11 protein-coding genes and 1 pseudogene are annotated in these 13,756 nt (G+C 69.1%); 8 read left to right on the forward strand and 4 right to left on the reverse strand.

The features are described from left to right. Window positions 1–2: 2 nt before the first annotated feature. The 7 genes and pseudogenes from FB384_RS11140 to FB384_RS11170 all read left to right on the forward strand — a co-directional run bounded on the left by FB384_RS11140 (window position 3) and on the right by FB384_RS11170 (window position 6,718). The gene (locus tag FB384_RS11140; protein WP_183785340.1) at window positions 3–1,121 is read left to right on the forward strand and encodes a PrsW family intramembrane metalloprotease; all 1,119 of its coding nucleotides are present in this window, start codon (window positions 3–5) and stop codon (window positions 1,119–1,121) included. A gap of 124 nt (window positions 1,122–1,245) precedes the next feature. Further along, window positions 1,246–2,142 (forward strand): annotated as a pseudogene (locus FB384_RS11145) (Rossmann-like and DUF2520 domain-containing protein); the annotation flags it as partial. A gap of 17 nt (window positions 2,143–2,159) precedes the next feature. Beyond that, a complete protein-coding gene (gene panC / locus FB384_RS11150; protein ID WP_183782397.1) occupies window positions 2,160–3,182 on the forward strand; it encodes a pantoate--beta-alanine ligase in 1,023 nt (340 codons plus the stop codon). An 11-nt stretch (window positions 3,183–3,193) separates the two neighbouring features. Beyond that, a complete protein-coding gene (gene panD, locus FB384_RS11155) occupies window positions 3,194–3,709 on the forward strand; it encodes an aspartate 1-decarboxylase (RefSeq protein ID WP_183782401.1) in 516 nt (171 codons plus the stop codon). Window positions 3,710–3,716: 7 nt separating this feature from the next. Then, the gene (locus FB384_RS11160; protein ID WP_183782404.1) at window positions 3,717–4,523 is read left to right on the forward strand and encodes a type III pantothenate kinase; all 807 of its coding nucleotides are present in this window, start codon (window positions 3,717–3,719) and stop codon (window positions 4,521–4,523) included. Between the two features lie 74 nt (window positions 4,524–4,597). Continuing rightward, a complete protein-coding gene (gene lysS / locus FB384_RS11165) occupies window positions 4,598–6,103 on the forward strand; it encodes a lysine--tRNA ligase (RefSeq protein ID WP_183782407.1) in 1,506 nt (501 codons plus the stop codon). 264 nt (window positions 6,104–6,367) lie between these two features. Further along, window positions 6,368–6,718, forward strand: a complete 351-nt coding sequence (locus FB384_RS11170) for a histone-like nucleoid-structuring protein Lsr2 (protein WP_183649029.1) — start codon at window positions 6,368–6,370, stop codon at window positions 6,716–6,718. Window positions 6,719–7,212: 494 nt separating this feature from the next. Here FB384_RS11170 and FB384_RS11175 read toward each other — a convergent pair whose 3' ends face one another. Continuing rightward, entirely contained in the window at window positions 7,213–8,277 is a 1,065-nt protein-coding gene (locus FB384_RS11175) for a (2Fe-2S)-binding protein (protein ID WP_228726006.1), read from the reverse strand. 426 nt (window positions 8,278–8,703) lie between these two features. Between FB384_RS11175 and FB384_RS11180 the strand changes: the two genes are divergently transcribed. Further along, complete coding sequence (locus FB384_RS11180) at window positions 8,704–11,265, forward strand: ATP-dependent Clp protease ATP-binding subunit (protein ID WP_183782410.1); 2,562 nt, start codon at window positions 8,704–8,706, stop codon at window positions 11,263–11,265. Between the two features lie 477 nt (window positions 11,266–11,742). Here the strand turns inward: FB384_RS11180 and FB384_RS11185 are convergent, their stop codons facing one another. From FB384_RS11185 to FB384_RS11195, 3 genes are read right to left on the reverse strand one after another with little or no spacing between them, the layout of a single operon-like run. Further along, on the reverse strand, window positions 11,743–12,546 hold the full coding sequence (locus FB384_RS11185; protein ID WP_183782413.1) for an SDR family oxidoreductase: 804 nt from the start codon (window positions 12,544–12,546) through the stop codon (window positions 11,743–11,745). Between the two features lie 36 nt (window positions 12,547–12,582). Continuing rightward, window positions 12,583–13,419: an SIR2 family NAD-dependent protein deacylase gene (locus FB384_RS11190; RefSeq protein WP_323985193.1), complete on the reverse strand. Its 837-nt coding sequence runs from the start codon at window positions 13,417–13,419 to the stop codon at window positions 12,583–12,585. Beyond that, the gene (locus tag FB384_RS11195; protein WP_183782416.1) at window positions 13,416–13,733 is read right to left on the reverse strand and encodes an antibiotic biosynthesis monooxygenase family protein; all 318 of its coding nucleotides are present in this window, start codon (window positions 13,731–13,733) and stop codon (window positions 13,416–13,418) included. The genes FB384_RS11190 and FB384_RS11195 overlap by 4 nt, the downstream gene beginning before the upstream one ends. Window positions 13,734–13,756: the final 23 nt, after the last annotated feature.

Below are 13,756 nucleotides of genomic sequence, written 5' to 3' on the forward strand. Positions count from 1 at the left end.
ACATGACACGTCTGGTCACCGTGCTGGTGCCGGTGACCGGCATGGTCGCGGTCGCGATCTGCGGCCTGATCGTCTTCGGGCTCGTCACCGTCCAGGCGGGGGCGCTGCCCGTGATCGTCGGCGTGATCGCCGCCGTGGTGCCGGTCTCGATCGTCACGGCCGCGCTGCTGTGGGTCGACCGCTGGGAACCCGAACCCGCCAAGTACCTGCTGCTGACGTTCCTGTGGGGAGCGTGCGTGGCAACGCTGCTGGCGCTGCTGGTCAACGACACCGCCAAGAGCGTCGGCGACTACCTCCTCGGCTTCGAGGGCGGCAGCAGGATCGCGACCGTCATCTCCGCTCCGCTGGTGGAGGAGGCGATCAAGGCCGTACCGCTCGTCGCGGTGCTGCTGCACCGGCGGAGCGAGTTCAACGGCGTGGTCGACGGCATCGTGTATGCGGGTTTCAGCGCGGCCGGGTTCGCGTTCACCGAGAACGTCTACTACTTCGCCAGCGCGTTCAACGAGGCCGGTTTCGGTGGCGGCATGTCCTCGGGCGTGCTCGCGGCGTTCACGCTGCGCGGGGTGATGTCGCCGTTCGCGCATCCGCTGTTCTCCGTGGTCATCGGTATCGGTGTGGCGCTCACGGTGCAGAAGCGCTACTACGGCGCCGCCCGGTTCACGTTGCCCGTGGCGGCCTATGTCGGTGCCGTGTGCCTGCACGCGCTGTGGAACGCCGCGGCGACGTTCGGCGGGGCGCGGACGTTCCTCAACGTGTACTTCCTGATCATGGCTCCGTTGTTCATCGGCGTCGGCCTGATCGTGGTGTGGCAGCGTCGCCGCGAGCAGCGGATCGTGGCCGGGGCGCTGCCTGCGATGGCCCGTCGCGGCTGGATCGCCCCTTCGGAGATCGAGCTGTTGTCGGACCTGGCCGCCCGCAGGCAGTGGCGGAGGCAGGCACGCCGCGAATCGGGTGCCGAGGCTGCGCGGGCCGTCGGGGACTACCAGGCCGCCGTGACCGAGCTGGCGTTCCTGCGGCGCAGGGGTGTGACGACCGACGGCGACCGCGCCCGTCACGACGGCCTGCTCGCCGAGGCCAGGCAGGCGCGGGCCGACGCCGTGAGCCTCGCGGGCAGCGGGTGAAGCTGGTCACCCGAGCGCGTGACGACGTCCGGATCGGCGCTACGCTCGCGGCGTCGTCTGGTACCCGCGACGAGGTCGGGACTGGAACGAGTTTTGGGAGTTTTGCGGCCATGAGCCTCCGAAGGGGCGCGCGATGACGCGGCCTGCCCGCCTCGCGGTGGGCGTCGTGTCGGCGGGACGCGTCGGCAGTGTTCTCGGTGCGGCACTGACCCGCGCCGGACATGTCGTGACCGCGGTCAGCGCGGTGTCGGACGCGTCCGTGCTGCGCGCCGAACGCCTGCTGCCGGACGCCGAGATCCTGCCGCCCGACGAGGTCGCCCGCCGCGCCGATCTGGTGCTGCTGGCGCTGCCCGACGACGTCCTCGAGTCGATGACCGCGGGCCTGGCGGGTGCCGGTGCGCTGCGCTCCGGCCAGATCGTCGTCCACACGTCGGGTGCCCACGGCGTAGGTGCGTTGCGTGCCGCCTCCGACGCGGGTGCGCTGCCGCTGGCGCTGCACCCGGTCATGACCTTCACCGGTCGCGCCGAGGACCTGGACCGGCTGACCACGGCGAGTGTCGGCATCACCGCGACGTCGGGTGACGACGCGGCCTGGCACGTCGGGGAGGCGCTGACCGTCGAGATGGGCGCCGAGCCCGTCCGCGTGCCCGAGGCCGCCCGTCCGATCTACCACGCGGCACTGGCCCACGGCGCCAATCACCTGGCCACGGTCGTGGCCGACTGTGTCGACCTGCTCGCCGACGCCGGCGTCGATCACCCGGACCGGGTCGTCGCGCCGCTGCTGTCGGCTTCGCTCGACAACTCGCTCCGCCACCACGGCCGCGCCCTGACCGGGCCGGTCGCACGCGGTGACACCGGCACCGTGACCGCACACCTGCGGGTGCTGGCGGAGCGGGCGCCGGACGTCGAACCGACCTACGCCGCGCTGGCGCGCCGCACCGTCGCGCGGGCGAGACTCGCCGGGCTGCTCGGCGACGACGCGGCAGCCGAACTGGAAAACCTCCTCGACAACCGATCGTGACAGGCAGAGAACCTCCCATGACCTTCCCGAAGCACACGCCCAAGTTCACGCGAGGCGAGCTCAACGTCTACCGCCGTCCCACGGAGGCGTCGCAGGTGACGGCTGCGCTCCGCGGGGTCGGCCGCAACGTCGCGCTCGTGCCCACGATGGGTGCGCTGCACGCCGGGCACCGCGAACTGATCCGCAGGGCCAAGCGGCTGCCGAACACGATCGTCGCGGTGTCGATCTTCGTGAACCCGCTGCAGTTCGGCGAGGGCGAGGATTTCGACGCCTACCCGCGCGAGCTCGAACACGACCTCGAGACGCTGCGGGAACTCGGCGTCGAGCTCGCGTTCGTCCCCGAGGTCGAGGACCTGTACGGCGAATCGGGCGTCACGGTGACGCTCGACCCCGGTCCGCTCGGCGGCGAACTCGAGGGCGAGATGCGGCCGGGGCATTTCGGCGGCATGCTCACCGTCGTGGCCAAGCTGCTGAACATCACGCGCCCGCACTACGCGTTCTTTGGGGAGAAGGACTATCAGCAGCTCGTGCTGGTCAAGCGCATGGTCGAGGATCTGAACCTGGAGACGCGCATCGTCGGCGTGCCGACGGTGCGGTCCGACGACGGGCTGGCCCTGTCGTCGCGGAACGCGTATCTGTCCGAAGAGGATCGCCGCAGCGCCGCCGTCCTGTCGACCGCCTTGGGGATGGGCGTGAACGCGGGAGCCGACGGCGCGGAGGCGGTGCTGGAAGCCGCACGCAGGGAACTGGCGGCGCACCCGGAAATCAAGATCGAATATTTGGAGTTGAGGGGAACCGATCTGGGGCCCGCACCCGTCGATGGTGAGGCCAGGTTGTTGATCGCGGCCAGGGTCGGCCGCACCAGGCTGATCGACAACACGCCGGTGCCGCTCGGTGCCGCCGCCGCCGGACTGGGCGACGACCAGGACGCGGCGGACCACGACGACGTGGCAGGCGATGACGCGGCGGGCGACGACGTGGCAGGCGAAGGCCGGAACGCCGCCCCAGTGGGAACAACTCCGTCTCAGCAGGGGTATTAAGGGAGTCGAAGATGCACCGCACCATGCTCAAGTCGAAGATCCACAGAGCCACGGTCACACAGGCCGACCTGCACTACGTGGGTTCGGTGACGGTGGACGAGACCTTGATGGAGGCCGCCGACCTGCTGCCGGGCGAGATGGTGGCCATTGTGGACGTCACGAACGGCGCGCGGCTCGAGACCTACGTCATCCCGGGCGAGCGTGACAGCGGGGTGCTCGGCATCAACGGCGCGGCCGCCCACCTGGTGCATCCCGGCGACATCGTCATCCTCATCGCCTACGGCCAGATGGACGACGCCGAAGCCAGGACGTTCCGGCCGCGGGTCATCTTCGTCGACGCCGACAACCGCATCGCCGACCGCGGAGCCGACGCGGGCCACGCCCCGGAGGGCTCCGGCCTGGTCTCCGGTGCGCTGCCGATCGACGACACCGGGCACGCGTTCATCGAGGGTGAGCTGCCCGCGTACCCGGTGGCCGAGACCGCCGACGCCGCCCGCCTCGACGCCCTGTTGTACGCGGAGGGCTGAGGCGCGCGTGCTGCTCACCATCGACGTCGGGAACACCAACATCTCCCTCGGCCTGTATCCCGAGGAGGGTTCCCGCGTCGAACTGGTGCGTGACTGGCGCATGCGCACCGACTCGCAGATCACCGCCGACGAACTGGCGCTGACCATGCGAGGACTGCTCGGCGAGCACGCCGACAGCATCACCGCGATCAGCGCCCTGTCGACCGTGCCCGCCGTGCTGCGGGAGTTGCGGGTGATGCTCGGCCGCTACTACGCCGACGTGCCCACCGTCGTCGTCGAGCCCGGCGTGCGCACCGGCGTACCGCTGCACGTCGACAACCCGAAGGAGGTCGGTGCCGACCGCCTCGTCAACACGCTCGCCGCGTACCACCTGTGCGGGACCGCCTGTGTCGTCGTCGACTTCGGCACGTCCACGAACGTCGACGCGATTTCGGCGAAGGGTGAGTTCCTCGGCGGCGCGTTCGCACCGGGCATCGAGATCTCCGTCGACGCGCTCGCCTCCCGGGCGGCGGCGTTGCGCAAGGTGGAGTTGACACCGCCGCGTTCGGTGATCGGGAAGACGACCGTGGAATGCCTCCAATCCGGCATTCTGTTCGGTTTCGCAGGTCAGGTCGACGGTCTCGTCCGCAGGATCGCGAAAGAACTCGGCGACGGCCCCGTCGAGGTGATCGCAACCGGCGGGCTCGCACCGCTGGTGCTGGGCGAATCGGAAACCATCACCGAACACCGGCCCGATCTCACGCTGCTGGGTCTCCGGCTCGTCCACGAACGGAATCCGGAGCGCGGTACCGGCCGCGCCGCCCGGCGGAATTAGCACCCGCGCGACGGTTCGGTCGATGGCAGGAGCCGGTTCACGAGCTCGCCTCGGCCATTCGTACGCTGGTGCGCATGAGCGATATCCCGGAACACTCCCAGAGCGACGACGACCTGCCGGAGCAGATGCGGGTGCGCCGGGACAAGCGCGACCGCCTGCTCACCGGCGGTGTCGAGCCGTATCCGGTCGAGGTGCCGCGCACGCACACGCTCGCGCAGGTGCGTGCCGCTCACCCGGACCTGGCAGCGGACACGCAGACCGGTGACGTCGTGGGCGTCACCGGCCGCGTCATGTTCATGCGCAACACCGGCAAGCTGTGCTTCGCCACGTTGCGGGAGGGCGACGCTACCGAGCTGCAGGCCATGCTGAGCCTGGCCAACGTCGGCGAGGAGTCGCTGTCGGCGTGGAAATCCGATGTCGACCTCGGCGACCACGTGTTCGTCCACGGTGAGGTGATCACCTCCAAGCGCGGCGAGCTGTCGGTCATGGCCGATTCGTGGCAGCTCACGTCGAAGGCGATGCGCCCGCTGCCGGTCGCGCACAAGGAGATGTCGGAGGAATCCCGGGTCCGGCAGCGCTACGCCGATCTGATCGTGCGGCCGCGGGCCCGTGAGGTCGTGCGCACGCGCGCGAACGTGCTTCGTGCACTGCGCGATTCTTTCCACGGCCGCGGATTCACCGAGGTCGAGACGCCGATGTTGCAGACGTTGCACGGCGGGGCTTCCGCCAGGCCGTTCACGACCCATTCCAACGCCTTCGACATGGACCTCTACCTTCGTATCGCCCCGGAGCTGTATCTCAAGCGGTGCGTCGTCGGTGGTATCGAGAAGGTCTTCGAGATCAACCGCAACTTCCGGAATGAGGGCAGCGACTCGTCGCATTCCCCCGAGTTCGCGATGCTCGAATACTACGAGGCGTATGCGACGTACGACACAATCGCCGACCTGACGAAACAGCTCGTCCAGGAAGCCGCGGTCGCCGCATTCGGTTCACAGATCGTCACGCTCCACGACGGAACGGAGTACGACCTCTCCGGCGAGTGGGCGTCGATCACAATGTACGAGTCGCTCTCCGAAGCACTCGGTGAGGAAGTCACCCCGGAAACGACGGCCGAGAAACTGCACGCCGTCGCCGAGGCGCGTGGCGTCGAGGTCGATCCGAAGCTCACCCACGGCAAGCTGGTTGAAGAACTGTGGGAAGAGCTCGTCGGCGACCATCTGTACGCGCCGACATTCGTGCGGGACTTCCCCGAGGAAACCTCGCCGCTCACGCGTGCGCACCGGACCAAGCCGGGGATCGCGGAAAAGTGGGACCTGTATGTGCGGGGATTCGAGCTGGCCACCGGCTACTCCGAACTGGTCGATCCGGTCATCGAAAGGGAGCGGCTGACGGCTCAGTCCAAGCTGGCGGCAGGCGGTGACGCCGAGGCCATGCAGCTGGACGAGGATTTCCTTCGGGCGCTCGAGTACGGAATGCCGCCTACCGGCGGCGCCGGAATGGGAGTGGACCGGCTGCTCATGGCCCTCACCGGCCTCGGTATCCGGGAAACCATCCTGTTTCCGCTGGTCCGGCCCGAATAGTTTCGATCTACCCGTCTGGATGGGAGGCGAGGCGAAGTCGTCTCCCATCCATCGGGAAACCCGACAAAACTCGGGCGCCTGATTTGCTTTTATGAGTTCGCAGGGGTATTACTGTCAGCAGTTCCCCGACTTTGCCTCATGGGGACGGCTGGCCCGGCCGGATCGGCAAGCCGGTTCGGTTGTACGGTTCCATGAGGTTTCCGGCACCGATGGGGATCGGCGGTCTCATCGGTCTATCGCAGGTTTCACAGGAGGAAAACAAGGATGGCGCAGAAGGTTCTCGTCTCCCTCGTCGACGACCTTGACGGGTCGGAGGCGGAAGAGACCGTCGAGTTCGGTCTGGACGGTGTGACGTACGAGATCGATCTCTCGGCGGAAAACGCCGAGGAATTGCGTGACGCGCTCGCGCAGTACGTCGAGCACGCCCGCCGGGCGGGCGGTCGCAAGCGCACGACCCGCGCCACCGCGTCGAAGCCGCAGGCAGGCCGTAGTGCTGCGGTCGACCGTGAACAGAACCAGGCGATTCGTGCCTGGGCGCGCAAGAACGGTTACGACGTTTCCGACCGCGGCCGTATCCCGTCCGAGGTTGTCGACGCCTACCACCGCAAGAACTGAGTGGGCATTCCGCGGGCGCGCACGTCGCCGCCCGCGTTCGAACGAGCCTTCGAAGGGCCTCCCGGTAGTCGCCGGGAGGCCCTTCGTGTTTGTGATCCCGCTTACGCCGCGAACGGATCTGCCGGTGCGGAGGCGATATCGCGTATCGGCGGGCGGCTTCGCGTCCGCCGCGGTTCGATGGGCCGAGCACGGACGACAACGCGATCGCCCCTCCGGTTCCTGTGGCCGCGAGAGAACTCGCCTGCGGTCCTCGTCGGAATCTGATGCGGGTCCCCGCCCGGCGCCGTGTGCTGAATTCGGCGGGCGGATGGGGCGGCAGGCGGGCGGGGCGTTCGGTTCGGACGTGAAGGTCCCCGCGCCGGAGCCCGTGACGGACGGTGCACTGGGAATGGCGGGGAGGGATTCGGCCTGGCGGTCCTGCCGGCGAACCGCGTGGCGCACCAGCACGGGAAGCCGGGCCGCTCGCCGGTACGGCCGCGCGAGTGGGCCGTGCGCTAGTCCCCGCGGTGCCGGTCCTCGCAGTTCGGGGCCTCGTGGTTCCGGTCCCAGGGCTGCCGTTCCGGGGTGCGGCGGCGGAGCCGGGGGCAGCCGGCACACTCGTCGCGGCCGGGGAGCAGGTGGGTGAAACAGCAGCTCTGCCGCCGCCTCGCCCAGCCGTCGTCGTCGGTGCCGAGCGTCGACGGCGACGTCAGCGGTGCGAACGGGGCGTCGAGCACCAGCGTGGCGTCGGCGACCCCGGCGCCCTCGTCGCCGCAGTCGCGCCCGGCCCACCAGAGGCAGTCGTCGAGCGCGTCCGTGGCGGCCGACCACAGGGTGTGTGTGCCGATCCGGCCGGCGCGGCGGTAGGTGCGGACGAACCGGGCGGCGTGGCCCGTGTAGCGGCCCCGCAGTATGGCGGCGAGTTCGCGTTCGTCGGCGGCGACCGAGGTCTGCGGGTCGGCGCATGCCGGGTCGAACGGCAGGCACGCGAAGCCCTTGCCGAGTACGGCGATCGCCTCGGGGCTCGGCCGTCCGTCGGTGGCAAGGCGCACGGCGAGGTCGTCGGGGCGCAGTGAGGGCACGCGGCGCTCGTGGAACAGCAGGGCCGCCCCCGCGTACGCGGGGATGCGCAGGTACCAGGACATGACGTAGGCCAGTGCGGTACGGCCCGGCGCTTCGCCGTAGGTGTCCTGCAGCCACTGGGTGGTGCGTGCCCACCAGGCGGTGAGGTGCTGCGGGTCGTCGAGCAGGTCGGAGCAGCGGATCCAGTCGGGGCCGGAGGCCGAGGCGGTGAGCGTGAACCGGTCCTGGGCCGCGTCGATCCGGGCGAGCGACGCGCCGAGGGCGGTGCTGCGGGCGGTGTCGGTGGCGCGGTCGCCGATCCGAGTGGTGCCGAGCCCGGGCGTACCGGGCCGGGTGCTGCGGGCGGTGCCGGCCCCGTCGGTATCGGACCTGCTCGTGCCGGCCCTGTCGGGACGGGACGGGATGGCCGTGTCGGCGTGGGTATCCGTGCCGCCCCGGACGGCCGCTTCGCCGTCGACGCTGTGTGCAGCGTCACGCACGGATCGGTCGACGGTCACGGCTTGCTCCAACGGTGTGACGACGCGACGACGGGTGCCCCCGACGCCGGAGTACTTAAGGGAGGCTAACCTTAACCGCAAGGGTGGACTGCGCCAGGCGGGTGACACGATGGTGGAACAGTGGGAACGCGAACCGGCTGCACACGGCGCGTGACGCGGGCTCACGGGCGTGTTCGCCGGAAGCGGACACGCCCGGGGTAGGGGAATCGCGGCCGCCGCGTACTCGTTGCACCCAGCGGAAACAGCGCCATAGCCAGCGACAACCCGGAAATGGCAGGATCCGGCGAGCCCGCCGCGGGACCCGCCGGATTCATGTGAGTGGTAGGCCACCGGACACGCATGGCTACTAGAGTGGTCTTACGGTGCCGAACCCATCACGAGGAACCGATGGGTCGGGCCGCCGGCGCAGCAGTCGAGGGAGTGGGAATGTTCGAGAGGTTCACCGACCGCGCGAGGCGGGTGGTCGTCCTGGCCCAAGAAGAGGCCCGGATGCTCAACCACAACTACATCGGCACCGAGCACATCCTCCTGGGTCTGATCCACGAGGGTGAAGGTGTCGCCGCCAAGGCGCTCGAGTCGTTGGGTATCGCGCTGGAGGGCGTCCGTCAGCAGGTCGAGGAGATCATCGGCCAGGGGCAGCAGGCCCCGAGCGGACACATCCCCTTCACGCCGCGTGCCAAGAAGGTGCTGGAGCTGTCGCTGCGCGAGGCGCTGCAGCTCGGCCACAACTACATCGGTACGGAGCACATCCTGCTCGGTCTCATCCGCGAGGGTGAGGGCGTCGCGGCCCAGGTCCTGGTCAAGCTCGGCGCGGACCTCAACCGCGTGCGCCAGCAGGTGCTGCAGCTCCTGTCCGGCTACCAGGGCAAGGAGCCGCAGGAGGCCGGCGGCGGCCGCGGTGAGGGCACCCCGTCCTCGTCGCTGGTGCTCGACCAGTTCGGCCGCAACCTGACGCAGGCTGCGCGCGACGGCGGTCTCGACCCGGTGATCGGCCGGAACTCCGAGATCGAGCGCGTCATGCAGGTGCTGTCGCGCCGCACCAAGAACAACCCGGTGCTGATCGGCGAGCCCGGTGTCGGCAAGACGGCCGTCGTCGAGGGCCTGGCGCAGAACATCGTCAAGGGCGAGGTGCCCGAGACGCTGAAGGAGAAGCAGCTCTACACGCTGGACCTCGGCTCGCTGGTCGCGGGCTCGCGGTACCGCGGTGACTTCGAAGAGCGCCTGAAGAAGGTCCTCAAGGAGATCAAGACCCGCGGCGACATCATCCTGTTCATCGACGAGCTGCACACGCTCGTCGGCGCGGGTGCAGCCGAGGGCGCGATCGACGCCGCGAGCATCCTCAAGCCGATGCTGGCCCGCGGCGAGCTGCAGACCATCGGTGCGACGACGCTCGAGGAGTACCGCAAGTACATCGAGAAGGACGCCGCACTGGAGCGCCGCTTCCAGCCGATCCAGGTCGGCGAGCCGGTGCTCGAGCACACGATCGAGATCCTCAAGGGCCTGCGCGACCGCTACGAGGCGCACCACCGCGTGTCGATCACCGACTCCGCGCTGGTCGCCGCCGCCACGCTGGCCGACCGCTACATCAACGACCGGTACCTGCCGGACAAGGCGATCGACCTGATCGACGAGGCGGGCGCCCGGATGCGCATCCGCCGGATGACCGCTCCGCCGGACCTGCGCGAGTTCGACGAGAAGATCGCCGACGTGCGCCGGGACAAGGAGTCGGCCATCGACGGCCAGGACTTCGAGCGGGCCGCATCCCTGCGCGACGAGGAGAAGACGCTCCTGTCGCAGAAGTCCGAGCGCGAGAAGCAGTGGAAGGACGGTGACCTGGACGTCGTCGCCGAGGTCGACGACGAGCAGATCGCCGAGGTCCTCGCCCACTGGACCGGCATCCCGGTGTTCAAGCTCACCGAGGAGGAGACGACGCGTCTGCTCCGCATGGAGGACGAGCTGCACAAGCGGATCATCGGCCAGGAGGACGCGGTCAAGGCCGTGTCGCAGGCGATCCGCCGCACCCGCGCCGGCCTGAAGGACCCGAAGCGCCCGTCCGGTTCGTTCATCTTCGCCGGCCCGTCCGGTGTCGGTAAGACCGAGCTGTCCAAGGCGCTGGCGAACTTCCTGTTCGGTGAGGACGACGCGCTCATCCAGATCGACATGGGCGAGTTCCACGACCGCTACACCGCCTCGCGGCTGTTCGGTGCCCCTCCGGGCTACGTCGGTTACGAGGAGGGCGGCCAGCTCACCGAGAAGGTGCGCCGCAAGCCGTTCTCGGTGGTCCTGTTCGACGAGATCGAGAAGGCCCACCAGGAGATCTACAACACCCTGTTGCAGGTCCTGGAGGACGGCCGCCTGACCGACGGTCAGGGCCGCACGGTCGACTTCAAGAACACGGTGCTGATCTTCACCTCCAACCTGGGCACGTCGGACATCTCGAAGTCCGTCAGCCTCGGCTTCTCGTCGGGCAACGACGAGGTGACGCGCTACGAGAAGATGAAGCAGCGCGTCAACGAGGAGATGAAGAAGCACTTCCGGCCCGAGTTCCTCAACCGGATCGACGACATCATCGTCTTCCACCAGCTCACGCGGGACCAGATCATCGAGATGGTCGACTTCATGGTCACGCGTGTCGAGGAGGCCCTGAAGGGCAAGGACATGGCCATCGAGCTCACGGACCGTGCGAAGGCGCTGCTCGCCAAGCGCGGCTTCGACCCGGTGCTCGGTGCCCGTCCGCTCCGCAGGACCATCCAGCGCGAGGTCGAGGACCAGCTGTCCGAGAAGATCCTGTTCGGCGAGGTCGAGCCGGGCCAGATCATCATCGTGGACGTCGAGGGCTGGGAAGTCGGCGACGAGAAGGACGATCAGGCGACGTTCACCTTCCGCGGTGAGCAGAAGCCGATCGACGTTCCGGACGCGCCGCCGGTCAGCATGGCCGCCGGTGAGGAAGGCTCGGGTTCGGGCTCCGGCGAGACCGAGTCGGAGTGACGACCACCGAGTAGGCAGACCGGACTGGCCGAGTAGGCAGACCGAATCGGCCGAGTAGGCAGAAACGGCGGGCACCGCGTAGGCGGTGCCCGCCGTTTTCGTATCCGCGTGTTCTGCACTCAGACGCGGGTGTTCTGCACTCAGACGCGCGTGTTCTGCACCCAGACGCGTCCTGCACTCAGTCCCGCGTGTTGCTCCCGCCTTTCGCACCCGGCCGACACACCTCATGGCCGCGTAGCTGCGCGACTGCGTTCTCGGGAACCGCGTTGCGCTTTCCGGGGGTCGTGTCGCGTCCTCCGGAAGCCCGTGTCGTAACTCCCGGAGGCGTTGCGTTCTCGGGGGCCCGTGTTGCGGCCGCTGGGGACCGTGTGGGGCTTTCCAGGGGCGGTGTTGCGCCCACCAAGCGCCCAGGCCGTCACTCCTCGCGGGGACACGCCGACGCGCCGCCGCGTTCTGTGGGGCGCCGCGCCGGGACGGTCAGCGGAAGGCGTCGGCGTTGGCGCGTGCCCAGTCGGCGAACGTCGTGGCCGGCGTGCCGGTGACGGCTTCGACCGTGGCGTTGGCCGGGGTCGGTTCGGCGTCGAGCAGCGGGAGGACGTTGTCGACGTAGAACTCGGCGTTCTCGCCCATCGAAGGTTGCAGGTGAGCGAGGGTGTCCTCGCGTGACGACGTGACGAACCGGAGGTCGCTGCCCGTCGCTGCGGCGAGGTGGGCGACCTGCTCGGTGCGGGTGAGCGCCTCGGGCCCGGTGAGTGGATGCGACGTGCCCGGCGTCGGATCGAGTAGCGCGGTGGCGGCGACGGCGGCAATGTCGTCCATGGCGATCGGCGCGCTGGTGGCGTCGGGATACGGCTCGTGTACCGCGCCGGTCCGGCGGATCTGGTCGACCCACAGCAGCGAGTTCTCCATGAAATCGCCCGGCCACAGGTGCGTCCACGGGATACCGGAGTCCTCGACCGCGCGGGTGACCGTGCCCCACCAGGATTCGTGCTCGCCGGACAGATCCACGATGTACTCGACGCCCGCCTCGCGGGCCAGTTCCAGCACCCCTTCGACGGTTTCGGGGGTCGGTGCCAGATACATGCGGGTGACGTCCTCGAAGGCTTCGGGGAGGGTCTCGAGCCTGCGCAGGTAGCCGTCGGCCACCTCGACGTGGTCGGGCAGGTCGGCCTTCGTCGGGTTGTTGGTGAGCGCCCTGACGTCCGTGGCGCCGCGTTTCAGCAGGTGGTCGACGGTCTTGCGGCCGATGTTGCCGGTGGCTCCGGTGACCAGGATGGTCATGGCGCGGTCTCCCTTGGTCGGCGCGGACGGGACGTCTCAGCTGTTCAACCGTGCATCGATGGCCCGCAGCGCGTCCAATGCGCCGACGGATAGGGATATGCCGCGGTCGTGGCGGACTTCGGGTTCGCGCGGGTTGATGCGGATCAACCCGCCGTCGGCCGCGCTGGCGAGCTCGGCCTGCCTGCGCACGGTCGGCACGGCCAGCCCTGCGCCGAGTTCGACCACGGCGAGCTTGTCGGTGCGGCGCCGCCAGGCCTGGAGCTCGTCGAGCTGTTGTTGGGAACGCTCCCCGAGCCAGTCGGCGTCGCCGAACATGAGGATGTTCGGCCGGGCGAGGGCACCGCAGCCAGGACACGACGGCAGCGGTTCCTCGGCGCGCATGGTCGCTTCGTCGACGGTGACGGTCATGTCGTCGGCAGGCCAGATGCCGGCGGAACAGCCGGTCAGACACTGCAGATGATGGATCGAGCCGTGTACCTCCGCGACACCGGCGAAGCCGGCCTTCTGGAATTCGCCATCCACATTGGATGTGAAGACACGTGCGCCGTCCGGTTTCCCGGCGGCCCAGCGGCGGAGGATGTCGAACCCGGGATGGGGCGTGGTGCGCCGGTACAGCTCGAGCCGATGGCCGTAGAAGCCCCAGGCGAGTTCGGGATCAGCGGCGAAGTGCACCGGGTCGGCGACCTCGACGAAACTCAGTCCCAGTCGTGCGTACGGCGGATAGGCGCGCCAGAAACCCTCGTCACCGCGGAAATCGGGCAGGCCGGAATCCACGCCCATGCCCGCGCCGGCACAGATGAGCAACGCGTCGGCGTAGCCGATCAGCTCCGCCGCGCGTTCGAGTTCGTCTTCGTGGTCGAGCGCGTCGCTCACTCGTCCGAGGAGTCGGGTGACGATCCGAGCACGACCTCGAACTCCAGCAGGTTGGCGCCGCTGGCCACGGGCTTCTGCTGCTCGCCAGCATGGGCTTCCTTCGCGCCGCCCTGGGCCCAGGCCTGGTAGTCCTCCTCCGTCTCCCACTTGGTGTAGACGAAGTAGCGGTTCTCGCCCGAAACGGGGCGCAGCAGCTCGAAACCGAGGAAACCGGGAGCGTTGTCGACCGAACCCTTCCGTGCGGCGAACCGCTTCTCCAGCTCGGCGCCTGCGCCTTCGGGGACCTCGATCGCGTTGATCTTCACAACAGCCATGGTGCCGAGGGTACTGGCGACTG

The sequence above is a fragment of the Prauserella sediminis genome, assembly GCF_014195435.1.
Lineage (GTDB): Bacteria > Actinomycetota > Actinomycetes > Mycobacteriales > Pseudonocardiaceae > Prauserella > Prauserella salsuginis.

What these genes read in the sequence shown, in the direction of transcription:
- FB384_RS11195 (WP_183782416.1), bottom strand. Translation starts at nt 13,733, where the DNA reads ATGGCTGTTGTGAAGATCAACGCGATCGAGGTCCCCGAAGGCGCAGGC.
- FB384_RS11180 (WP_183782410.1), top strand. Translation starts at nt 8,704, where the DNA reads ATGTTCGAGAGGTTCACCGACCGCGCGAGGCGGGTGGTCGTCCTGGCC.
- FB384_RS11170 (WP_183649029.1), top strand. Translation starts at nt 6,368, where the DNA reads ATGGCGCAGAAGGTTCTCGTCTCCCTCGTCGACGACCTTGACGGGTCG.
- lysS (WP_183782407.1), top strand. Translation starts at nt 4,598, where the DNA reads ATGAGCGATATCCCGGAACACTCCCAGAGCGACGACGACCTGCCGGAG.
- panC (WP_183782397.1), top strand. Translation starts at nt 2,160, where the DNA reads ATGACCTTCCCGAAGCACACGCCCAAGTTCACGCGAGGCGAGCTCAAC.
- panD (WP_183782401.1), top strand. Translation starts at nt 3,194, where the DNA reads ATGCACCGCACCATGCTCAAGTCGAAGATCCACAGAGCCACGGTCACA.
- FB384_RS11185 (WP_183782413.1), bottom strand. Translation starts at nt 12,546, where the DNA reads ATGACCATCCTGGTCACCGGAGCCACCGGCAACATCGGCCGCAAGACC.
- FB384_RS11140 (WP_183785340.1), top strand. Translation starts at nt 3, where the DNA reads ATGACACGTCTGGTCACCGTGCTGGTGCCGGTGACCGGCATGGTCGCG.